Here is a 20880-nt window from a genome sequence, read left to right as displayed (position 1 = left end):
CAGCACGTCAGACCGGCGTGACGGTGACCTGGATGCTCTTCATCAGCGGCTGATCGCTCTGCGCACTGAAGTCGGCGTGCCCGATCAGCACGTTCAGCTCCGGCATGTACCCGGCCGCGTTCCCCCGCGGCAGGTCGTACGGGACCGCGCGGAACGCATGCACGGCCCTGGTCGACCCGTCCTTCGACGTCGAGCGGATGTCGACGAGGTCGCCCTCGGCGATACCGCGATCACGCATGTCGTCGACGTGCAGGAAGATCAGCTCGCGCAGGTTCTTCACGCCGCGGTAGCGGTCGTTCGCGGAGTAGATCGTGGTGTTCCACTGGTCGTGCGAGCGCATGGTCTGCAGCACCAGGGTCTCGCGCGATGCCGGGATCACGTCGGGCAGCGGTGCGTGCGAGAACTCGGCCTTGCCGGACTCGGTCTCGAACACCCGCTCCCTGGCGGGCTGCGGGATCCGGAAGCCGTGCCGGTTGCGGATCCGCTCGTTGAAGCCCTCGAAGCCGGGCAGCACCTGCGCCATGACATCGCGGATCCGGTCGTAGTCGGCGATGTAGCCGTCCCACGGGGTGTGCGTCTGCGGCAGCGTCGCCTTGGCGATCCCCGCGACGATCGCGAGCTCGGAACGCAGGTACGGCGACGCGGGGCGCTTGCGCCCGACCGAGAGGTGCACCATGCTCATGGCGTCCTCGACGGTGACGCCCTGCGGGCCTGCCTCCTGCTGGTCGCGCTCGGTGCGGCCCAGGCAGGGCAGGATCAGGGCCTTCTCGCCGTGCACGAGGTGGCTGCGGTTGAGCTTCGTGCTCACCTGCACGGTGAGCCGGCAGCGGGAGAGCCCCGCCGCGGTGAACGGGGTGTCGGGCGCGGCCAGCACGAAGTTCCCGCCCATGCCCACGAACACCTTCACGGTGCCGTCGTGCATGCCGCGGATGGTCCGCACGGTGTCCAGTCCCGGATGCCGGGGCGGATCGATGCGGCACACCTCGGCGAGCCGGTCGGTCCAGGCCGGCGGGCGGTGGTCGATGCCGCAGGTGCGGTTGCCCTGCACGTTGCTGTGCCCGCGCACGGGCGACGGGCCGGTGCCGGGCCGGCCGATGTTGCCGCGCAGCAGCAGCAGGTTCACGATCTCGCGAACCGTGTCGACGCCGTGCTCGTGCTGGCTCACGCCGAGGCACCAGCTGATCACGGTGCGCTCGGAGGCGAGGTAGATCGCCGCGGCGGCCCGGATCCGCTCCTCACTCAGGCCGGACTGCCGCACCAGCTCCGCCCACGGCGTCGCCTCGACCAGTGACCGGTAGTCGTCGACCCCCTGCGTGAGCGTGCCCAGGAACTCCTCGTCGAGCACACCCGGATCGGTCTCCGACGCCTCGAAGACGGCCTTCGCCATGCCGCGGATCAGCGCGAGATCGCCGCCGAGCCGCACCTGCAGGTTCATCGTGCTCGTGTCGGTGCTGCGGTTCAGCGCCATGTCGACGAACTCATGGGGCACGATCGTGCGCGTGGCGCCGGCCTCCACGAGCGGGTTGACGTGCACGACCTGGGCGCCGCGGCGGACGGCATCGGACAGCGCGGTCAGCATGCGCGGGGCGTTCGACGCTGCGTTCACGCCCAGGACGAAGAGCGCGTCGCACTCCTCCCAGTCCCGCAGATCGGCCGTGCCCTTGCCCGTGGCGAGCGACGCCTTCAACGCCCGCCCCGATGCCTCGTGGCACATGTTCGAGCAGTCCGGCAGATTGTTCGTGCCGTACTCGCGCACCATCAGCTGGTAGAGGAAGGTCGCCTCGTTGCTGAGCCGGCCCGAGGTGTAGAAGCTGGCCTGGTCCGGGCTGTCGAGGCCCTGCAGCTCCGCTCCGATGAGCGCGAACGCGTCGTCCCACGTGATCGGCACGTAGCGATCGCTCGCGGCGTCGTAGCTCATCGGCTCGGTGAGCCGTCCCTGATCCTCCAGATCGAAGTCGGTCCATCCCGACAGCTCGGAGACAGTGTGGGTCGCGAAGAACTGCCGGTCGACGCGCTTGCTGGTCATCTCCCACGTGACGTGCTTGATGCCGTTCTCGCAGATGTCCAGACGCAGGTTGCCGAGGTCGTCGGGCCAGGCGCACCCCGGGCAGTCGTAGCCGGACACGCCGTGGTTCATGAGGAGCATCGCGCCGGATCCGGCGACGGGCTCGCGCTGCTTCGCCAGCACCATGCCGACCGACTTCGCCGCTCCCCAGCCCGCAGCGGGGTGACGATAGGGTTTGCGCGACCAGACCCCGGTCGTGCGGGGCCCGTAGCCGCCCTGCCGGGGCTCCGCGGGCAGGAGCCCGAACGAGGTCCCTCCGCTGGAGTGCATGTCGTCGCTCATCGCCCTGCCTGCCCTTCCCGCGCGGGAACCTCGCCTCGCGCCTGCGCATCGATCCGTACGCGCTGTTCCTGCGCGTACACGTTCATGGAGCTGCCCCGGACGAATCCGATCAGGGTCAACCCGGATTCCTCGGCGAGCTCCGCGGCCAGCGACGACGGCGCCGACACCGCGGAGAGGATCGGGATCCCCGCCATGACCGCCTTCTGTACCAGCTCGAAACTCGCGCGCCCCGACACCTGCAGCACCGTCGCACGCAGCGGCAGCCGCCCCTCCTGAAGGGCCCAGCCGATCACCTTGTCGACGGCGTTGTGCCGGCCGACGTCCTCGCGGATCACGAGCTGCTCGCCGGTGGCGGCGTCGAACAGCCCCGCGGCGTGCAGCCCGCCGGTCTTCTCGAACGCGGCCTGGCCGGCGCGGAGCCGGTCGGGCAGCTCGGCGATCCACGCCGCGTCGACCTCGGTGGCGTCGACGGCGAGGTCGTGCGGTGACACCGTGCGCACGGCGTCGACGCTCGCCTTTCCGCACACGCCGCACGAACTCGTCGTGTAGAACCGGCGCGCCTCGTCGGCGCCGGGCAGCCACACGCCCGCCGCGAGGGTCGCGTCGAGCACGTTGTAGGTGTTCTCCGCGCCGCCGGTGCCGGGACCGCCGCAGTGGATCGCGGAGCGGAAGTCGTCCCGGTGGGCGATCACGCCCTCAGAGACGAGGAACCCGATCGCGAGCTCGACGTCGTGGCCCGGGGTGCGCATCGTGACGGCGAGTGGAGCGCCGCCGATGCGGATCTCGAGCGGCTCTTCGACCGCCAGCGTGTCGGCGCGACGGCGCGCGCCCTCTCCGAGAGCGATCCGGGTGACCGGCCGCAGCGTCGTGATCCGTCCCACGGCTCGACCCTACTCGCGGATCCGTTCGTTGCGAACGTCACCGGGCCGGAGTCGCCCGAACGGATCGCTGCCGCGTGGGCGGAGCCTGCTCAGCGCGGGCGGGTCCTGCTCAGTCCTGTTCGGCGGCGGCCAGCGGCGCGGGCTCGGCGATCGGCACGACCGGGCAGTCCTTCCACAGGCGCTCGAGGCCGTAGTAGGTGCGCTCCTCCTCGTGAAAGACGTGCACGATGAGGTCGCCGAAGTCCAGCAGCACCCAGCGGGCCTCGCTGCGGCCCTCGCGGCGCACGCGCTTGAAACCGGCCTCGATCATGCGATCCTCGATCTCGTCGGCGATCGCGGCGACGTTGCGCTCGCTGTTGCCGGTGACGAGGAGGAACACGTCGACGAGCGGGAGCGGCTCGGAGACGTTCAGCGCGAGCAGATCCTCACCGCCCTTGGCACGGGCCGCATCCGCGGCGATCTGAAGCATCTCTGTGGCGGAGACGGGGGACTGCATCAAGAGAGGGCTCCTGTGGTGATGGCGACGATGAGGGCGCCGACGAGGGCGACGGCGAGAACGCCGGCCGTGATGGTCAGCGCGAGCATGAGCTTGTTGCTCTTCTCGGGCTCCGGGGGTCGGATGACCTCTCCGGCGGGCTTGATGGTGCCGATCGCCGCACTCGCGGCGATCGGGGTGGGTGAGGAGGCCGGGGCGAGCTCGCCGTCGACGAGCACGGCGTCGACCTCCTTGCCGTCGGCGAAGCCGTCGGCGTGACCGCGCGAGCCGAGACCGGCGGGGAGGTCGTAGCTGCCGGTGACGAGGATCTCCCCCGTGGACGCCACAGGGCCTGACAGCGACGGGCCGGAGGGCGCCTGCTGGAAGATGAGCGCGTTCGGCGCCGCATGGTGGGATCCGGTGGAATCGCCGATGAGCGCGTCGAACGAGTTGACGACCGGCGCGTTCGTCTGCTGGGCGAGAACACGGCGGCCGAAGCCCGCGTTCACGGTCGGCTCGTCGTCGGATTCGGGCTCGGGATCGGATCCGCCGAGCAGCGATTCGATCGTCGGTTCCTCGTCCGCCACAGGTTCGGTCCACGGCGCAGCGTCGGGGGCGAACGGCAGCGGCGGCGCGGATGCGGCCACCGGCGCGGGCGTGAAGACCTCGTCGACCGCGGGAGCGGCGGGAAGGACGGGCGGCGCCGTGGGGCGCACGGCTTCGGTCGGAGCCGCGGGGGCCGCGGGCGCCGGCACCTCGGCGGTGTCCGGCGCGGGCTCTTCGAGACGGGCGCGACTCGCCGCCTCCTGCGCGCGCATCATCGCGAAGACCGACACGGGCGCGACGGCCTGCTCGGCGTCGTCCACCCCGTCCTGCTCATCGGCATCGGAGGCGGGCTCGTAGGAGCGGCGCCGGGTGGGGTACGCGGCGCGGGGAACGTCGGTGATCATCGCCGGGGCCTCAGGGGCGGCAGGGCGCTCCGGGATCGTCAGCGGAGCCGGGACCGCCTCGGGGGCGGTGTCGGCCACGGTCTCATCCACGACGGCGACCGATGCCGTGCGGATCTGCTCCTGCTCGCGCATCTGACGCCGGGTCAGCGGTTCGGGCTCCGGCTCCGGTTCAGGCTCCGCCTGCAGTTCGGGCTCGGGGGCGACGACGTCGGCGGCCTGCTCCGCCTCGGCGGCAAGGCGCGCGGCCTCGGCGTCTTCCGGAGTGACGATCGGGGTCGATCCCGTGAGTCGGGCTTCCCGCAACTCCTTGCGGGTCAGCTGAGGCTGATCCGATGTGCTCATGACGTGCTCCGATAAAGATGATGCTTCGCGATGTACTGGACCACTCCGTCCGGTACGAGGTACCAGACCGGGTCTCCCTCTCGGACCCGGGAACGGCAGTCCGTCGACGAGATCGAGAGGGCCGGGACCTCCAGTTGACTGACATCGTCGCTGGGCAGACCGTCCGTGCTCAGCACGTGGCCGGGTCGGGAAACCGCGACGAAGTGGGCGAGGTCCCACAGTTCATCATGATCCCTCCAGCTGAGAATCTGCGCCACGGCGTCCGCGCCCGAGATGAAGAAGAACTCCGCATCCGGCCGCTGCGCCTTCAGATCGCGCAGCGTGTCGATCGTGTACGTCGGCCCGTCGCGGTCGATGTCGACACGGCTGACGGTGAAGCTCGGGTTCGATGCGGTCGCGATCACCGTCATCAGATAGCGGTGCTCCCCCGCCGACACGCCGCTCTTCTGCCACGGCTCGCCGGTGGGGACGAAGATGACCTCGTCCAATCCGAAGGAATGCGCGACCTCGCTCGCGGCGACGAGGTGACCGTGATGGATCGGGTCGAAGGTTCCGCCCATCACGCCGATCCGCGGCGCCGGAGTGGTCGTCATCGGATCAGCTCAGTGACCGTGGCCGGCCCCGTGCCCTTCGTTTCCGTGGGCGTGTCCGTGCTCCGCCGCCCAGGCCTCGGCCTTCGCGGCGTGGCGGTTGGCGACGTTGCGGTACGAGAACGCGACCAGGCCGAGCAGCGTGAACACGCCGGCGGCGATCAGACCGAACGGAAGGGTCTCCAGCGCGATGTTTCCGTGCCCGGTGTTCTCTGCAGCGGCCTGCACGAGCTGTGCGACGAGGTTCATCGATTCTCCAGGATGAGGGTGATCAGGGTGGATCTCAGTCCCTCAGTCTAGCCCTCAGGCGCGGGTCTGCCCCGCCCCACGCGCGAGCCACTTGGTGCTGGTCAGCTCGGCGAGTCCCATCGGGCCCCGCGCGTGCAGCTTCTGGGTCGAGATGCCCACCTCGGCGCCGAACCCGAACTCGCCGCCGTCGGTGAACCGCGTGGAGGCGTTGGCCATCACGACGGCCGAGTCCACCTCCGCCAGGAAGCGGTCGATCGCGAGGGCGTCCGTGCTGATGATCGACTCGGTGTGGCCCGTGCTGTAGCGGCGGATGTGCGCGAGCGCCTCGTCCAGATCGCCGACCACGCGCATCGACAGATCGAGGCTCATGTGCTCGGTCGCCCAGTCCTCGTCGGTGGTCGCCACCGCCGCAGGCACCAGTCGCCGGATCTCCTCGTCGCCGTGGATCGTCACGCCCTGCGCGAGCAGGGCCGCGGCGACCTCGGGCACGACGCGCTGGGCGGCGGCGCGGAGCACCAGCACCGTCTCCACCGCGTTGCACACGCTCGGACGCTGCACCTTCGCGTTCACGACGATGTCCCGCGACCAGTCCAGCGGCGCCGACTCGTCGAGCACGATGTGCACGACACCCGCCCCGGTCTCGATCACGGGCACGGTCGACTCTGTGACCACGGTCTCGATCAGGGACGCGCTCCCGCGCGGCACCAGCACGTCGATGAGGCCGCGGCCATGCATCATCGCGGTCGCCCCGGCACGGCCGAAGTCGTCGACGGTCTGGATCGCCTCGGAGCTCACCCCCGCGGACGCCAGCGCGTCCCGCATGACCCGCACGAGCACGGTGTTGCTCTCCCTGGCCGCGCTGCCGCCGCGCAGGACGACGGCGTTGCCCGAGCGCAGCGCGAGCGCCGCGATGTCGACGGTCACGTTCGGCCGGGCCTCGTAGATCGCGCCGACGACGCCGAACGGCACGCGCACCTGCTCCAGCGCGACGCCGTTGGGCATCCGGTGCCCCCCGACGACCCGGCCCACCGGATCCGGCAGCGCCGCGACCTCGCGGACCGCGTCGGCGAGCGCGGCGATCCGCTTCTCGTCCAGCCGCAGCCGATCCAGAAGCGCGTCGCCGATGCCCTCCGCGGCACCGCGGGCGAGGTCGCGCGCATTGGCGGCGATGATGTCGGCGGATCCGGCGGTGAGTGCGTCGGCGATCGCGTGCAGGGCGCGGACCTTGCCGTCGCTGGTCAGCCGCGCGGTCTCCCGCGAGGCCTCCTTGGCGGCGCGCATGCGCGTCTCGGGCGAATCCTCGACGACGGAGGGCACGACGATCTCGGCGAAGGCGGTGGACATGTCGTCAGTGTATCGAGCCGCCGACGGGGCGGGCTCGCCGATGACGGATTCCCGGGTCAGAGGGCGGGTTCGAACCAGGTGCCGATCTCGGCCCCTGCGAGCGCCTCGGCGACGAGATCCGCGCTCGTCACGAGCACGCCGATCCCGGATGCGGCCGCGAGGCGTGCCGCGGACACCTTGGTCGCCGCTCCCCCGGTGCCGACGCCGTTCACGACCGTCGAGCCGAACTCCAGCCCGGACAGGTCGGCGCCCGCGGTGACGAGGTCGAGCGGCTCCGCGGCCGGATCGGAGGGCGGCCGGGTGTACAGCGACTCGACGTCGCTGAGCAGCACCAGCGCATCGGCGCCGATCAGCTGGGCGACGAGGGCGCCGAGGCGGTCGTTGTCGCCGAAGCGGATCTCCTGGGTCGCGACCGTGTCGTTCTCGTTCACGATGGGCAGCACCCGCAGCCCGAGCAGCCGTTCCATCGCGCGCTGCGCGTTGCTGCGGGAGGTCGGCTGCTCCAGGTCGCCGGTCGTGAGCAGCACCTGCCCCGCCACGATGCCGTGCGGGCGCAGCGCTTCCTGATAGCGGTAGATCAGCACGTTCTGCCCGACCGCGGCCGCCGCCTGCTGCGTGGCGAGGTCGGTCGGCCGCGCCTCCAGCTCGAGGAACGGGATCCCGGTCGCGATCGCACCGGAGGAGACCAGCACGATCTCCGTGCCGCGCGCGTGCGCGGTCGCCAGCGCCTCCACGAGAAGAGGGATCCGCCAGGCGGCGTCACCGCTGATCGACGACGAGCCCACCTTCACGACGATCCGCGCGGCCTCGGGCAGCGCGGAACGGGTGAGCGCGGTCATTCGTCGTCTCCGGCGGCTCCCGCCTGGTGGCCGTCTCCGGCGCCGTCCTGAGTGCCGCGGATCGCAAGGCGCTCTCGCTCGTCCTCGGCGCGCAGGGCGGCCTTGGCGTCCATGCGCTCGTGGTAGCGCTGGCGCCGCTCGTTGGTGGTGCGGCGGTTGTTCGGGTCGAACCGGGAGTCCAGGCCGCGCGGCGAGGTGATCAGCTCGGCCGCGGAGGACATCTGCGGCTCCCAGTCGAACACGATGCTCTCGCCGGCGCCGATCACGACGGTGGATCCGCGCGTCGCCCCCAGACGGAACAGCTCGTCCTCGACGCCGAGCTTCTCGAGGCGGTCGGCCAGGAAGCCGACGGCCTCCTCGTTGGTGAAGTCGGTCTGCTGCACCCAGCGGACCGGCTTGTCGCCGAGGATCCGGTACACGTTGCCGTAGCTGCCGCCCTCGACGCGGATCTCGAACTCCTTCTTCGACCCGCGGGGGCGGATGACGACCCGCTCCTTGGGAGCCTGTGCGGCGGCGGCCAGCTCCGCCCGGTGCTTGTCGACGATCTCGCCGAGTGCGAAGGTGAGCGGGCGCAGGCCCTCGTGCGAGACGGAGGAGATCTCGAACACGCGGAAACCGCGCGCTTCCAGATCCGGGCGGATGAAGTCGGCGAGCTCGCGCGCCTCCGGCACATCGATCTTGTTGAGCGCGACGACCTGAGGCCGCTCCAGCAGCGGCAGCTGCCCCTCGGGGACCTCGTACGCGGCGAGCTCGGCGAGGATCACGTCGAGATCGCTCAGCGGATCCCGGCCGGGCTCGAGCGTGGCGCAGTCGATGACGTGCAGCAGCGCGGAGCAGCGCTCGACGTGCCGCAGGAACTGCAGGCCGAGCCCGCGGCCCTCGCTGGCGCCCTCGATGAGGCCCGGCACGTCGGCGACGGTGTACCGCGAGTCGCCCGCCTGCACGACGCCGAGGTTCGGATGCAGTGTCGTGAATGGGTAGTCGGCGATCTTCGGGCGCGCCGCGGAGATCGCGGCGATCAGGCTCGACTTGCCGGCCGACGGGTATCCCACCAGGGCCACGTCGGCCACGGTCTTGAGCTCGAGCAGGACATCGCCCTCGAAGCCGGGGGTGCCCAGCAGCGCGAAGCCGGGGGCCTTGCGCTTCGGGGTCGCGAGCGCCGCATTGCCGAGGCCGCCTTGGCCGCCCTGGGCGACGACGTAGCGTTCGCCCGGTTCGACCATGTCGATCAGCACGTCGCCGTCCGTGTTCTTCACGACGGTGCCGACCGGGACGAGCAGCTCGAGGTCCTCGCCGATGTAGCCCGACCGGTGATCGCCCATCCCGAACCCGCCGTTGGCGGAGCTGCGGTGCGGGGAGTGGTGGTACGAGAGCAGCGTTCCGGTCTGCGGATCCGCGACCAGGACGATGTCGCCGCCGTCGCCGCCGTTGCCGCCGTCCGGACCGCCCAGAGGCTTGAACTTCTCGCGGTGCACGGAGACGCAGCCGTTGCCGCCCTTACCCGCACGCAGGTGCAGCGTCACCCTGTCGACGAACGTGACCATGCGGGATCCTCCAGGATTGCGGGTGTGCGGGAATGGTGCCGGAATGCGGAAACGGGACGAGCCGAAGCCCGCCCCGTCCCGAAGACAAGCTCAACCGGAGGCTGAGCCGTCGCAGCCTACTCGGCTGCTGCGACGATGTTGATGACCTTGCGGCCGCCCTTCGCGCCGAACTCGACCGCACCGGCGGCGAGGGCGAAAAGCGTGTCGTCGCCACCACGGCCGACGTTCACGCCGGGGTGGAAGTGCGTTCCGCGCTGGCGGATGAGGATCTCACCGGCGTTGACGGTCTGGCCGCCGAAGCGCTTCACGCCGAGTCGCTGTGCGTTGGAGTCACGACCGTTGCGGGTCGAGCTCGCACCCTTTTTGTGTGCCATTTCTCAGCTCCTCTTCGTGCTTACTTGATGCCGGTGATCTTGACGCGCGTGAGGTCCTGACGGTGGCCCTGGCGCTTCTTGTAACCGGTCTTGTTCTTGAACTTCTGGATGACGATCTTCGGGCCGCGGAGGTTGCCCAGAACCTCGGCCGTGACCTTGACCTTCGCGAGCTTGTCGGCGTCGGTGGTGATGGTGTCACCGTCGACGAGGAGCACCGCGGCAAGCTCGACCTTCTCGCCCTGGGCCGCCTTCAGGCGGTCGAGCTGAACGATCGTGCCGACCTCGACCTTCTCCTGGCGTCCACCGGCGCGCACTACTGCGTAAACCACTTCATACCTGTTTCGTTGGGGAGCGAGCGCTCCGTAATCTCACGGGAAGACTGTGCGTGCATCGCGCCACAGCAGAGGGACTGCAGTGGCGGGCGCGAGTTGCATGATCCCGCGGCGGCCGAGTGGGACGTCCGGCGCGGTGCACCAAGGAGCTACTTTACCGGAAGGACTCGCGGGCCGCAAAGCGAGTGCGGCCGTGTCGGGTTCTCGGCCCCGTTCGGACCCCCGATCCTCGTCCGCGTCTAGGATCTCGGCATGGCGATACTCGTGGACGATGCGGTCTGGCCCGCGCACGGCAGGCTCTGGGCGCACCTGGTCAGCGATGCCGCCCTGGACGAGCTGCACGCCTTCGCGTCCGCGCATGACATCCCGCCGCGGGCGTTCGACCTCGACCATTACGACGTCCCGGCGGACGCGCTCCCCCGGCTCCTCGCAGGCGGCGCCAGGCACGTGGGCGCGAAGGAGCTCACCCGGGCCCTGATCGCATCGGGGCTGCGCATCCCGGCGAGAGACAGGGCCGGCCTGCCCGATCGGCACCGGCGATGACCTCCGGCCGGCTCGAGGCCTTCAGCGACGGCGTCCTCGCGATCATCATCACGGTCATGGTGCTCGGTCTCGCCGTTCCGAAGGGGGGCACCTGGGCGGATCTCGTGCACACCTCGGGCCTGGGCCTGCTCACGTACCTGCTGAGCTTCGTGTACATCGGCATCTACTGGAACAACCACCACCACCTGTTCCAGCTGCGTCCCGCGGTCGACGGCATGGTGCTGTGGGCGAACCTGCATCTGCTGTTCTGGCTCTCCCTGTACCCGTTCACGACGGCCTGGCTGACCGAGTCCCACGTCGCGCAGGTGCCGACGGTCGTCTACGGCCTCAACCTGCTCGGCGCCGCGATCGGCTACTGGATCCTGCAGCAGACCATCACCCGACGCCCCGGCGGCGAGCGGATCCGCGCCGCGTTCGCGCGCGACGTGAAGGGCGTCGTCTCGCCCCTGCTCTACCTGGCCGGGATCGGACTGGCGTTCGTCGTGCCGTGGCTCGGGCTCGTGCCGTTCGTGATCGTCGCCGTGATCTGGCTGGTCCCGGACCGGCGGGTGGAGCGTTTTCTCAGCGCGGAGCACGTCTCGTCCCCCGCTTCAGAGACGGACGAGGAGGATCCGACGCTGTAGCGCCGGATCCTCCTGCTGTCCTGACGGTGGCCGTGGAGGATCGCCGTGGCGGCGGGCTCAGCCCGCGTCGCTCTTGGGCGCCGCTTCCGTCGTGTGCACGACGGCCGTACCGGCCGAGAGCGCGGCGGTGCTGACGCGGCGGCGGTTGCGGCCCTGTCCGGGCGCCTTCGGCTCGGGCAGCGCGTCCAGCACGGAGTCGAGCAGCTGCTGGGCCTCGGACTTGGGACCCTTGCCGCGCTCGGAGCCGCGCTTCTTGCGGGGCTTCTTCGCACGCTCCTGCGTCGCGTCTTCCACGACGACCTCCACCGGGGTGTCCCCGACGACGGGGGTCTCACCGGTCGCGCTGCGGGTGGACGCGGCGATCTGCGCCAGGGCCGACTTCGCCCCCTCGGGGATACCGTGCGTGCCGCCGTTCGCCGGAGCGATCGAGGGCGCGCCGCCGTTGCCGCCTGCGCCGTTGCCGTTCGACGAGCCGTTGCCGTTCGAGCTGTTGCCGTTCGCGGCGCCGGCCGAGCCGCCGCCGGTACCGCGCTGGCGGCGGTTGGAGCTCTGCACCGGGACTGCCGTGCGGTGCTTCACGACCGGGTCGTGATGCACGATCACACCACGGCCGGCGCACACCTCACAAGGCTCGCTGAAGGTCTCCAGCAGGCCGAGCCCGAGCTTCTTGCGGGTCATCTGCACGAGTCCCAGGGAGGTGACCTCCGCCACCTGGTGCTTGGTGCGGTCGCGGCTCAGGCACTCCACGAGGCGACGCAGCACGAGATCGCGGTTCGACTCGAGCACCATGTCGATGAAGTCGACGACGATGATGCCGCCGATGTCGCGCAGGCGCAGCTGGCGGACGATCTCCTCCGCCGCCTCGAGGTTGTTCTTCGTGACGGTCTCTTCGAGGTTGCCCCCGGATCCGACGAACTTGCCGGTGTTGACGTCGACGACCGTCATCGCCTCGGTGCGGTCGATCACGAGCGATCCGCCGGACGGCAGCCAGACCTTGCGATCCAGGGCCTTCTCGATCTGCTCGGTCACCCGGTAGACGTCGAACGGGTCGCTGGTGTCCTCGTAGGCCTCGACGCGGTCCAGCAGGTCGGGGGCGACGCTGTCGAGGTAGGAGCGGATGGTGCTGCCGGCATCGGCGCCCTGGATCCGCATCCGCGTGAAGTCCTCGTTGAATACGTCGCGGACGATCTTCACGAGCAGGTCGGGTTCGGCGTGCAGCAGCGCGGGGGCCTGCTGCGTCTCGACCTGCTTCTGGATGTAGCTCCACTGCGCGGTGAGCCGCTGCACGTCGTTGGTCAGCTGGTCCTCGGTGGCGCCCTCGGCCGCGGTGCGGACGATCACGCCGCTGGACTCGGGGAGCACCTCCTTGAGGATGCGCTTCAGGCGCGCCCGCTCGGTGTCGGGGAGCTTGCGCGAGATGCCGTTCATCGAGCCGTTCGGCACGTACACGAGGTAGCGGCCGGGCAGCGAGATCTGGCTGGTCAGGCGCGCGCCCTTGTGGCCCACCGGATCCTTGGTGACCTGCACGAGCACCCGGTCGCCCGCCTTGAGCGCGAGCTCGATGCGGCGCGGCTGGTTGCCGGTCTCGACGTTGGCCCAGTCCACCTCGCCGGAGTAGAGCACGGCGTTGCGGCCACGGCCGATGTCGACGAACGCGGCCTCCATGCTGGGCAGCACGTTCTGCACGCGGCCGAGGTACACGTTGCCGATGAGCGACGCGTCCTGGTTGCGGGCGACGTAGTGCTCGACCAGCACGTTGTCCTCGAGCACGGCGATCTGCGTGCGGCCGTTCTTGGAACGCACGATCATCTCGCGATCGACGGCCTCACGGCGGGCGAGGAACTCCGCCTCGGTGACCACAGGGCGACGACGACCGGCATCGCGGCCGTCGCGACGGCGCTGCTTCTTCGCCTCGAGCCGAGTGGATCCCTTGATTGCCTTGGGCTCGGTGATGTACTCGACGACGCGCTGCCGCTGCCGCGGCTGATCGCTCTCTCCGCCGCGGCCGCGCGTGCGCCGGCCGAACGAGTCGTCGGCGTCGCGGTCGTCGCGGGCATCCCGTGCGTCACGGGCATCCCGGGCGTCGCGCGCGGAGCGGGCCGGGAGCGGCACGATCGTGGGTGCGTAGAAGTGCAGCTGCGTCGAGACGCGGGACACGAAGACCTCGGGCAGCAGGCCGAGGCTCACCGCGGTGAGCGGTGCGGGCTCGGAGTCCGCGGCCGGCTCGGGCTCAGCAACGGGCTCGGGCTCGGGCTCGGCGACGGGCTCGGGCTCGGCGACGGGCTCCGGCTCCGCGACGGGCGTCTCCGCCGCCGGCTCGGCGATGGGCTCCGTCGAGCCGTCCTCGGTCGGCTCGGCCGCGGTCGCCTCAGCGACGTCCGCGTGCTCTGCGGGCTGCTCGACCTGCGCGGGCGTCTGCTCCGCGGGTTCGGGCGCTACCGGCAGCAGCGCATCGAGGTCGAGGGTAGGGGTGTTGTCATTGTTCTCGTCGGCCATCTCTGGCGTACTCCCTGCACAGCGGCCCAGCCGCCGTGAATTCTCTCGTGCGACGCGCCTGGCGCCGCGAACTCAACCGGTCTGCGATCGGCATGTGCTCTGATCGCTGGGGGCAGGAGCCCCCGAAGTCTGTATTCGCCGTCCGCCATCGGGCGGGTCGACGCCTTCATTATCGCACCATCGGGCCCGGATCCTCGACTCGACGCGATCCGCTGTGGCCCTCGTGCATCCTGCGCAGATGAGCGACTGCGATAATCGCGGCATGTCTGCACAGCGCAACCTCTCGGGAAACCGCCCCGTCGGCTACGCCATCTGGCTCATCCTGGCGAGCGTCTTCGGGTGGTGGGCCGCCTTCCAGCTCACGCTCGACAAGTTCGCCATACTCGAGAATCCGAGCACGGCGCTGAACTGCAACGTCAGCGTGCTCGTCCAGTGCGGCACCAACCTCGAGTCCTGGCAGGGATCGGTGTTCGGCTTCCCGAATCCGCTCATCGGAGTGACCGGATGGATGGCCCCGCTCGTGATGGGCGTCGCGATCCTCGCCGGCGCCCGCTTCCCGCGCTGGTTCTGGACCCTGTTCGGGCTCGGGATCACGGGCGCATTCGTCTTCATCTGCTGGCTGATCGGACAGAGCTTCTTCGCGCTGCACACGCTGTGCCCATGGTGCGCACTGACCTACGTCGTGACGATCCCGACGTTCTTCGCGACCGTGCTCCAGCTCTTCGCGAACGGGACCTTCCCCGTCAGCCGCGGCGCGCGCGAACGTGCGGGACGCCTCATGGCCTGGGTGCCGCTCGCCTCGATCCTCGCCTTCGCGATCATCGTGCTGCTCGCGCAGAGCGCCGGCGTCGACCTCATCGGCGAGATCATCCGCCTCGTCCGCGGCTGAGCCCGCGTCATCCCACGCGAGACTCCGGTTCTTGCATGAGAAACCCGTTATTGCCTGGTGTCTCATGCAGAAACCGGAGTCTCGCGATGCCTCGGCTCAGCTGAACCAGATGCCGAGCTCGCGGGCGGCGGACTCGAGCGAGTCGGAGCCGTGCACGAGGTTCTGCTGCACCTTCAGGCCCCAGTCGCGGCCGAAGTCGCCACGGATCGTGCCGGGCGCGGCCGTGGTCGGATCGGTGGTGCCGGCGAGGGAGCGGAACCCCTCGATGACGCGGTTGCCGGCAAGGCGGATCGCGACCGAGGGTCCTGACAGCATGAACTCGAGCAGGGGCTCGTAGAACGGCTTGCCCTCGTGCTCGGCGTAGTGCGCCGCGAGCAGATCGCGGTCGGGCTCGACGAGGCGGATGTCGACGAGCGCGTAGCCCTTCGCCTCGATGCGGGCCAGGATCGCGCCGGTGAGGCCGCGCGCGACGCCGTCGGGCTTGACCAGGACAAGGGTCTCTTCGGTGGGCATGTCAGTCGCTCTCTGTCGTGGGAGGGGTGTTCTCAGTGGCGGCGAACGCCAGGGCGGCACGATCGGCGCGCCCGCCGACGATCATCGCGTAGGTCCACATGCCGCCGAAGACGATCACGACCAGACCGATCGCGGGCACCAGGATGGCGGACAGCAGGACGATGACCTGCAGGATCCATCCCATCACGATTCCGCTGCGACTGCCCATCAGCCCCGCGGCGACCAGCATCGCCACGGCGACGACGGCGCCGCCGACGATCGCCCACCAGGGCGCCACGTCCGGCCCCAGCGCCTTCAGCCCGAAGACCGTGAGCCCGGCGAGCGAGACGACGATCGCCTCGAACCCGAGGACGACGGATCCCAGCTTCTGCACGAGGCCGCGCGGCGTGCGGGCCCGACGGGTGGCGGTGGGCGCCCCTGCTGCTGTCTCGTCGGTCATGCGCGCCATCCGCTCTTCCAGTCCTCCGCGGTGGCGAGGGCGATGGCCTCTCCGGCCAGCACCACGGATCCCGCGATGATCACGGCACGGCGCTCCGCGGAGGCCGCCCACTCCCTGGCCGCCTCCGCAGCGTCGGAGAGCGCGGGGTGCACGGAGACCCGTCCCCCGGCCCGCTCCACGAGATCGGCGAGCCGATCGGGGTCGTCGGAGCGCTCCGAGTCCGGGGCCGTCGCGAACACGTGCTCGGCCGACGGCAATAGCGCCTCGACGATTCCGGCCGCGTCCTTGTCGCCGAGGACGCCGAGCACGAGACCCCACTCGTCGAAGTCGAAGCTGTCGCGCAGAGCCTCGGCGAGGGCGCGCGCGCCGAGCGGGTTGTGCGCCGCGTCCACCACCACGGTCGGGGCGATGCCGAGCAGCTGCAGGCGCCCCGGCGAGGTCGCGCCCTGCAGGCCCTCGGCGAGGATGTCGCCGACGATCGCGCGCTGCGCTCCGCCGATCAGCGACTCGACGGCCACGATCGCCAGCGCCGCGTTGAAGCCCTGGTGCGCGCCGTACAGCGGCAGGTACTCCTCGGCGTACTGCCCGGCGAGTCCGCGCACGGTGATCTGCTGCCCGCCGACGGCGAGGCGCTGCTCGACGAGGGCGAAGTCCTGGCCCTCGAACGCGATCGTGGCGCCGCGCTCGGCCGCCACGCGACGCAGCACGGCCTCGGCCTCGGGCGTCTGCCGGGCCGAGACGACGGCGGCGCCGTCCTTGATGATCCCGGCCTTGACCTCGGCGATCTTCGCGATCGTGTCGCCCAGCCGATCCGCGTGGTCCAGGTCGATCGGCGTGAACACGGCGACGTCGCCGTCGGCGGTGTTCGTGGAGTCCCAGGATCCGCCCATGCCGACCTCGAGCACGAGCACGTCGATCGGCGCGTCCGCGCAGGCCACGAACGCGAGCACGGTGAGCAGCTCGAAGAACGTCAGCGGGGCGTCGCCGGCCGCCTCGAGCTCGGCGTCGACGATCCCGACGAACGGCTCGATCTCGTCCCACGCGTCGGCCACGGCCGCGTCGGCGATCGGGGCGCCGTCGATCATGATCCGCTCGGTGAAGCGCAGCAGATGCGGGCTGGTGAAGAGCCCGGTGCGCAGTCCGTGCGCGCGCAGCAGGCTCTCGATCATGCGCGCGGTCGAGGTCTTGCCATTGGTGCCCGTGAGGTGCACCACACGATAGGTCCTCTGCGGGTCGTCCAGGAGTTCGAGCAGCCGGGCGGTGCGCTCCTTGCGGGGCTGCACCCAGCGCTCCCCCGCCCGCTCCAGCAGCGCGGAGTAGACGGCGTCCGAGCGTTCGCGGTCGTCGGTCATGACATATCTCCGATCCGGCTCACGGCGACGGCGAACCCGCCGCGGTTGGCGTAGATGCCCGCGCCGATGTCGGCGATGAACTCGGCAGTGGCGAAGTCCGATCCCGCGTCGAGTACCGCATGCTCGACGGCGAGCGTCTCCTCGGCCACCCCCGCGGCGTCGAACGCGCTGCGGACGGCGGCCGCGTCCTCGGCATCGTCGAAGCGCAACTGCAGGCGGATCCGGTCGCTCACGTCGAAGCCGGCGTTCTTGCGGGTCTCCTGCACCGCGCGGATCACGTCACGAGCCAGGCCCTCGGCCTCGAGCTCGGGCGTGGTCGCCGTGTCCAGCAGCACGAACCCTCCGCTCGGCACGACGGCCAGGGCCTCCCCGTCCGGCCGGCCCGTGGTCTCCAGTGCGAGCTCGTACTCGTGCGGCTCCAGGGCGATGCCGTCGGCGGTCACCACGCCGGACTCCTCGGTCCAGAAGCCGGCCTTCGCGGCCTGGATGACCTTCTGCACGTTCCTGCCGAGACGGGGTCCTGCCGCACGGGCGTTGACGCTCAGGCGGTGACTGATCCCGTACTCGGCCGCGGTGCCGTCGCTCTGCGTGACGAGCTCGACGGTCTTCACGTTGAGCTCTTCGCGCAGGATGTCCTCGAACGGCGCGAGTGCGGCGGCGTCCGGCGTGACGACGGTGAGCCGCGCGAGCGGAAGGCGCACACGCAGCTTCTCCTTCTTGCGCAGCGCGTTGCCCACGCTGGACAACTCGCGCACGGCGTCCATCGCGTCGCGCACATCGTCCGCGTGCGGGAACAGATCGGCGTCCGGCCAGTCGGTCAGGTGCACGCTGCGCCCGCCGGTGAGGCCCTGCCAGACGCGTTCGCCGATCAGCGGCACGAGGGGCGCCGCGACCCGCGTCAGCGTCTCGAGCACCGTGTAGAGCGTGTCGAAGGCCTCGGTGCTCTTCGGGTCCTCGGTCACGCCGACCCAGAACCGGTCGCGGGAGCGCCGGATGTACCAGTTCGTGAGCACCTCGGCGAAGTCGCGCAGGCGCCCGGCGGCCGTGGTCGAGTCCAGGCCCTCCAGATCCGCCTGCACACCGCGGACGAGGTCTCCGGTGCGGGCCAGGATGTACCGGTCCAGCACATCGGTCGAGTCGGTGCGCCACTGGGCCTCGTAGCCGGTGCCGTCGGTCCCTGAGCCGGTCGAAGGGCCCCCGGCGGCATTCGCATACGTCGCGAAGAAGTACCACGAGTTCCACAGCGGCAGGATGAACTCGCGCACGCCCGCGCGGATCCCCTCCTCCGTGACCGACAGGTTGCCGCCGCGCAGCACCGAGCTCGACATCAGGAACCAGCGCATCGCGTCGGATCCGTCCCGGTCGAACACCTCCGAGACGTCCGGATAGTTGCGCAGCGACTTGGACATCTTGTAGCCGTCGGAGCCGAGCACGATGCCGTGGCAGCTCACGCCGGTGAACGCCGGTCGGTCGAACAGCGCGGTCGACAGCACGTGCATGAGGTAAAACCAGCCGCGGGTCTGCCCGATGTACTCGACGATGAAATCGGCCGGCGAGTGCGAGTCGAACCACTCCTGGTTCTCGAACGGGTAGTGCACCTGCGCGAACGGCATGGATCCGGAGTCGAACCACACGTCGAAGACGTCCTCGATACGGCGCATCGTGCTCTTGCCCGAGGGGTCGTCCGGGTTCGGCCGGGTGAGCTCGTCGATGAACGGCCGGTGCAGGTCGACCTCGCCGGCGGTGTTGCGCGGCAGCCGGCCGAAGTCGCGCTCGAGGTCGGCGAGGGATCCGTAGGCGTCGACGCGCGGGTGCTCCGGGTCGTCGCTCTTCCAGATCGGGATCGGGGATCCCCAGTAGCGGTTGCGGCTGATCGACCAGTCGCGCGCGCCCTCGAGCCACTTGCCGAACTGGCCGTGCTTGACGTTCTCCGGCACCCAGGTGATCTGCTCGTTGTTCGCGAGCATGTCGTCCTTGAAGTCCGTGACGCGCACGAACCAGCTGGACACCGCCTTGTAGATGAGCGGGTTCCGGCAGCGCCAGCAGTGCGGGTAGGAGTGCAGGTAGCTCTGCAGGCGCAGCAGCCGGCCGTTGCCGCGCAGCAGGCGCACGAGCGGCGTGTTCGCGTCCATCCAGAGCTCTCCCGCCACGTCGGTGACGTTCGGCAGGAACCGCCCGCCCTCGTCGAGCGACAGGATGGTCGGGATCCCCGCGGCGCCGGCGACGCGCTGGTCGTCCTCACCGTAGGCGGGCGCCTGGTGCACGATGCCGGTGCCGTCGCTCGTGGTGACGTAGTCGTCGACGAGGATCCGCCAGGCGTTCTCGGTGCCCCAGACCTCGGCGTCGGCGTAGTAGTCGAACAGGCGCTCGTAGGTGATGTGACCGAGCTCGGCGCCGGTCACCGTGGCCTGCACTGCGGCGAGCGCGTCGTCGGCGCTGTCGTAGCCGAGGTCCTTCGCGTAGCCGCCCAGGAGGTCGCGCGCGAGCAGGAACCGGTCGCCTTGCGCGCCCTCCGCGGCGCCGTACGGACCCACCGGCAGCACGGCGTAGACGATCTCCGGCCCTACCGCGAGCGCGAGGTTGGTGGGCAGGGTCCACGGGGTCGTGGTCCAGGCCAGCGCTCGCACGCCCTCGAGCCCGAGCGCGACCGCCTTGTCGCCGGTGAGCGGGAAGCTCACGGTGACCGAGGGATCCTGACGCTCCTTGTACACGTCGTCGTCCATGCGCAGCTCGTGCGCGGACAGCGGCGTCTCGTCGCGCCAGCAGTACGGGAGGACGCGGTAGCCCTCATAGGCGAGACCCTTGTCGTGCAGGGTCTTGAACGCCCAGAGCACGCTCTCCATGTAGCTGAGATCGAGCGTCTTGTAGCCACGATCGAAGTCGACCCAGCGCGCCTGCCGGGTGACGTAGTCCTGCCACTCATGCGTGTAGGCGAGCACCGACTCGCGCGCCTTCGCATTGAAGACGTCGATGCCCATCTGCTCGATCTCGTCCTTCTCGGTGATCCCGAGCTGCTTCATCGCCTCGAGCTCGGCGGGCAGGCCGTGCGTGTCCCACCCGAACACGCGGTCGACCTTCTTGCCGAGCATGGTCTGGAAGCGCGGGAACAGGTCCTTCGCATAGCCCGTGAGCAGGTGACCGTAGTGTGGCAGGCCGTTCGCGAACGGCGGGCCGTCGTAGAAGACCCATTCCTCGCCACCCTCGCGCTGAGCGATCGACGCGCGGAACGTGTCGTCGGCCTCCCAGAACGCGAGCACATCACGCTCGATTTCGGGGAAGCGCGGGCTCGGGGTCACGGCCGCAGAGCCGGTCGAGGAGTCGGCGGCGGGGCCGAAGGATCCGGCGGAGGAGGTGCGCGGGTAGGTCATCGAGTCTCGCAGTGTCGGTGGTGGGCGGATGCTGCTCGCCGGGACGATCCTCGCGGACCGCGGTACCACCCTGCGTTGCTCAAGCCAAGAACCTGCCGGTTAACAGCCGAGCCACTCTCACTGCGGCTGTGACGGGCCTGCCCCGCTCGGTTCTACTGATCCCGGCTCCGGTGCTTCGACAGGCTCAGCAACCGCAGGGGCGGAACGTTCTTCCGAGAGCTCCCCGGTGATGGCCGGATCGGTGCTCGTGCCTCCAGTCTACGCCGGTGCCGGCGGGCGTGCGGTTCCGGCGGTTTCGGCGTGGGTCAGGCGTGCGGCTCGCTCGGACTGCTCCGGTGTGCGGCCCGGGTGCGCAGCTCGCTCGGACTTGTACGCGATCTTCGGAGGGGA

19 protein-coding genes are annotated in these 20880 nt (G+C 70.3%); 3 read left to right on the top strand and 16 right to left on the bottom strand.

Features of this window, described 5'->3' with window-relative positions; all coding sequences use genetic code 11:
- Positions 1-7: 7 nt before the first annotated feature.
- From ABD882_RS14780 to rplU, 11 genes are all read right to left on the bottom strand, one after another.
- Positions 8-2347, bottom strand: coding sequence for an FdhF/YdeP family oxidoreductase (locus ABD882_RS14780; protein ID WP_345188123.1), 2340 nt, complete (start codon positions 2345-2347; stop codon positions 8-10).
- Positions 2344-3228 (bottom strand): formate dehydrogenase accessory sulfurtransferase FdhD, encoded by an 885-nt coding sequence (gene fdhD, locus ABD882_RS14775; RefSeq protein WP_345188122.1) that lies wholly within the window; start codon positions 3226-3228, stop codon positions 2344-2346. The genes ABD882_RS14780 and fdhD overlap by 4 nt, the downstream gene beginning before the upstream one ends.
- A gap of 109 nt (positions 3229-3337) precedes the next feature.
- On the bottom strand, positions 3338-3724 hold the full coding sequence (rsfS, locus tag ABD882_RS14770) for a ribosome silencing factor (protein ID WP_345188145.1): 387 nt from the start codon (positions 3722-3724) through the stop codon (positions 3338-3340).
- Positions 3724-4995, bottom strand: a complete 1272-nt coding sequence (locus ABD882_RS14765; RefSeq protein WP_345188120.1) for a hypothetical protein — start codon at positions 4993-4995, stop codon at positions 3724-3726. The genes rsfS and ABD882_RS14765 overlap by 1 nt, the downstream gene beginning before the upstream one ends.
- The gene (gene nadD / locus ABD882_RS14760) at positions 4992-5588 is read right to left on the bottom strand and encodes a nicotinate-nucleotide adenylyltransferase (RefSeq protein WP_345188119.1); all 597 of its coding nucleotides are present in this window, start codon (positions 5586-5588) and stop codon (positions 4992-4994) included. The genes ABD882_RS14765 and nadD overlap by 4 nt, the downstream gene beginning before the upstream one ends.
- Positions 5589-5597: 9 nt before the next feature.
- On the bottom strand, positions 5598-5834 hold the full coding sequence (locus tag ABD882_RS14755) for a hypothetical protein (protein WP_345188118.1): 237 nt from the start codon (positions 5832-5834) through the stop codon (positions 5598-5600).
- Positions 5835-5888: 54 nt separating this feature from the next.
- Positions 5889-7115, bottom strand: coding sequence for a glutamate-5-semialdehyde dehydrogenase (locus ABD882_RS14750; protein WP_425563378.1), 1227 nt, complete (start codon positions 7113-7115; stop codon positions 5889-5891).
- A gap of 119 nt (positions 7116-7234) precedes the next feature.
- The gene (proB, locus tag ABD882_RS14745) at positions 7235-8017 is read right to left on the bottom strand and encodes a glutamate 5-kinase (protein WP_345188115.1); all 783 of its coding nucleotides are present in this window, start codon (positions 8015-8017) and stop codon (positions 7235-7237) included.
- Positions 8014-9561, bottom strand: coding sequence for a GTPase ObgE (gene obgE / locus ABD882_RS14740; protein WP_345188114.1), 1548 nt, complete (start codon positions 9559-9561; stop codon positions 8014-8016). The genes proB and obgE overlap by 4 nt, the downstream gene beginning before the upstream one ends.
- A gap of 116 nt (positions 9562-9677) precedes the next feature.
- Positions 9678-9935 (bottom strand): 50S ribosomal protein L27, encoded by a 258-nt coding sequence (rpmA, locus tag ABD882_RS14735; protein WP_345188113.1) that lies wholly within the window; start codon positions 9933-9935, stop codon positions 9678-9680.
- Positions 9936-9955: 20 nt separating this feature from the next.
- Complete coding sequence (gene rplU, locus ABD882_RS14730; protein WP_345188111.1) at positions 9956-10264, bottom strand: 50S ribosomal protein L21; 309 nt, start codon at positions 10262-10264, stop codon at positions 9956-9958.
- A gap of 255 nt (positions 10265-10519) precedes the next feature.
- On the opposite strand from rplU, the gene ABD882_RS14725 reads away from it, so the two are divergent.
- Both ABD882_RS14725 and ABD882_RS14720 read left to right on the top strand, forming a co-directional pair.
- Positions 10520-10810 carry a DUF4031 domain-containing protein gene (locus ABD882_RS14725; protein WP_345188110.1) on the top strand — a complete coding sequence of 97 codons (291 nt, stop codon included), beginning with the start codon at positions 10520-10522 and terminating at the stop codon, positions 10808-10810.
- Positions 10807-11433: a TMEM175 family protein gene (locus ABD882_RS14720; RefSeq protein ID WP_345188109.1), complete on the top strand. Its 627-nt coding sequence runs from the start codon at positions 10807-10809 to the stop codon at positions 11431-11433. The genes ABD882_RS14725 and ABD882_RS14720 overlap by 4 nt, the downstream gene beginning before the upstream one ends.
- 57 nt (positions 11434-11490) lie before the next feature.
- Here ABD882_RS14720 and ABD882_RS14715 read toward each other — a convergent pair whose 3' ends face one another.
- The gene (locus ABD882_RS14715; protein ID WP_345188108.1) at positions 11491-13929 is read right to left on the bottom strand and encodes an Rne/Rng family ribonuclease; all 2439 of its coding nucleotides are present in this window, start codon (positions 13927-13929) and stop codon (positions 11491-11493) included.
- Positions 13930-14191: 262 nt separating this feature from the next.
- Here ABD882_RS14715 and ABD882_RS14710 point away from each other — a divergent pair, with 262 nt between their 5' ends.
- Complete coding sequence (locus ABD882_RS14710) at positions 14192-14818, top strand: vitamin K epoxide reductase family protein (protein WP_345188107.1); 627 nt, start codon at positions 14192-14194, stop codon at positions 14816-14818.
- A gap of 96 nt (positions 14819-14914) precedes the next feature.
- On the opposite strand, the gene ndk is transcribed toward ABD882_RS14710, so the two are convergent.
- The 4 genes from ndk to ileS are packed head-to-tail and all read right to left on the bottom strand — an operon-like array spanning position 14915 to position 20490.
- Positions 14915-15331 (bottom strand): nucleoside-diphosphate kinase, encoded by a 417-nt coding sequence (ndk, locus tag ABD882_RS14705; RefSeq protein ID WP_345188105.1) that lies wholly within the window; start codon positions 15329-15331, stop codon positions 14915-14917.
- A gap of 1 nt (position 15332) precedes the next feature.
- Entirely contained in the window at positions 15333-15770 is a 438-nt protein-coding gene (locus tag ABD882_RS14700; protein WP_345188104.1) for a DUF4233 domain-containing protein, read from the bottom strand.
- Positions 15767-17122 (bottom strand): bifunctional folylpolyglutamate synthase/dihydrofolate synthase, encoded by a 1356-nt coding sequence (locus tag ABD882_RS14695; RefSeq protein WP_345188103.1) that lies wholly within the window; start codon positions 17120-17122, stop codon positions 15767-15769. The genes ABD882_RS14700 and ABD882_RS14695 overlap by 4 nt, the downstream gene beginning before the upstream one ends.
- A complete protein-coding gene (gene ileS, locus ABD882_RS14690; protein WP_345188102.1) occupies positions 17119-20490 on the bottom strand; it encodes an isoleucine--tRNA ligase in 3372 nt (1123 codons plus the stop codon). Before ileS ends, ABD882_RS14695 begins: the two co-directional genes overlap by 4 nt.
- Positions 20491-20880: the final 390 nt, after the last annotated feature.

Origin of the sequence: Microbacterium panaciterrae (assembly GCF_039541635.1) — a bacterium.
Classification (GTDB): domain Bacteria; phylum Actinomycetota; class Actinomycetes; order Actinomycetales; family Microbacteriaceae; genus Microbacterium; species Microbacterium panaciterrae.
Note: the sequence above shows the minus strand (reverse complement) of the source record. Positions and strands in the feature narration are given on the sequence as shown.

Excerpts from the sequence above, each read along its gene's own strand:
- ABD882_RS14780 (WP_345188123.1), bottom strand. The coding sequence starts at position 2,347 with ATGAGCGACGACATGCACTCCAGCGGAGGGACCTCGTTCGGGCTCCTG.
- rsfS (WP_345188145.1), bottom strand. The coding sequence starts at position 3,724 with ATGCAGTCCCCCGTCTCCGCCACAGAGATGCTTCAGATCGCCGCGGAT.
- ABD882_RS14765 (WP_345188120.1), bottom strand. The coding sequence starts at position 4,995 with ATGAGCACATCGGATCAGCCTCAGCTGACCCGCAAGGAGTTGCGGGAA.
- nadD (WP_345188119.1), bottom strand. The coding sequence starts at position 5,588 with ATGACGACCACTCCGGCGCCGCGGATCGGCGTGATGGGCGGAACCTTC.
- ABD882_RS14755 (WP_345188118.1), bottom strand. The coding sequence starts at position 5,834 with ATGAACCTCGTCGCACAGCTCGTGCAGGCCGCTGCAGAGAACACCGGG.
- ABD882_RS14750 (WP_425563378.1), bottom strand. The coding sequence starts at position 7,115 with ATGCGCGCCGCCAAGGAGGCCTCGCGGGAGACCGCGCGGCTGACCAGC.
- proB (WP_345188115.1), bottom strand. The coding sequence starts at position 8,017 with ATGACCGCGCTCACCCGTTCCGCGCTGCCCGAGGCCGCGCGGATCGTC.
- obgE (WP_345188114.1), bottom strand. The coding sequence starts at position 9,561 with ATGGTCACGTTCGTCGACAGGGTGACGCTGCACCTGCGTGCGGGTAAG.
- rpmA (WP_345188113.1), bottom strand. The coding sequence starts at position 9,935 with ATGGCACACAAAAAGGGTGCGAGCTCGACCCGCAACGGTCGTGACTCC.
- ABD882_RS14725 (WP_345188110.1), top strand. The coding sequence starts at position 10,520 with ATGGCGATACTCGTGGACGATGCGGTCTGGCCCGCGCACGGCAGGCTC.
- ABD882_RS14720 (WP_345188109.1), top strand. The coding sequence starts at position 10,807 with ATGACCTCCGGCCGGCTCGAGGCCTTCAGCGACGGCGTCCTCGCGATC.
- ABD882_RS14715 (WP_345188108.1), bottom strand. The coding sequence starts at position 13,929 with ATGGCCGACGAGAACAATGACAACACCCCTACCCTCGACCTCGATGCG.
- ABD882_RS14710 (WP_345188107.1), top strand. The coding sequence starts at position 14,192 with ATGTCTGCACAGCGCAACCTCTCGGGAAACCGCCCCGTCGGCTACGCC.
- ndk (WP_345188105.1), bottom strand. The coding sequence starts at position 15,331 with ATGCCCACCGAAGAGACCCTTGTCCTGGTCAAGCCCGACGGCGTCGCG.
- ABD882_RS14700 (WP_345188104.1), bottom strand. The coding sequence starts at position 15,770 with ATGACCGACGAGACAGCAGCAGGGGCGCCCACCGCCACCCGTCGGGCC.
- ABD882_RS14695 (WP_345188103.1), bottom strand. The coding sequence starts at position 17,122 with ATGACCGACGACCGCGAACGCTCGGACGCCGTCTACTCCGCGCTGCTG.
- ileS (WP_345188102.1), bottom strand. The coding sequence starts at position 20,490 with ATGACCTACCCGCGCACCTCCTCCGCCGGATCCTTCGGCCCCGCCGCC.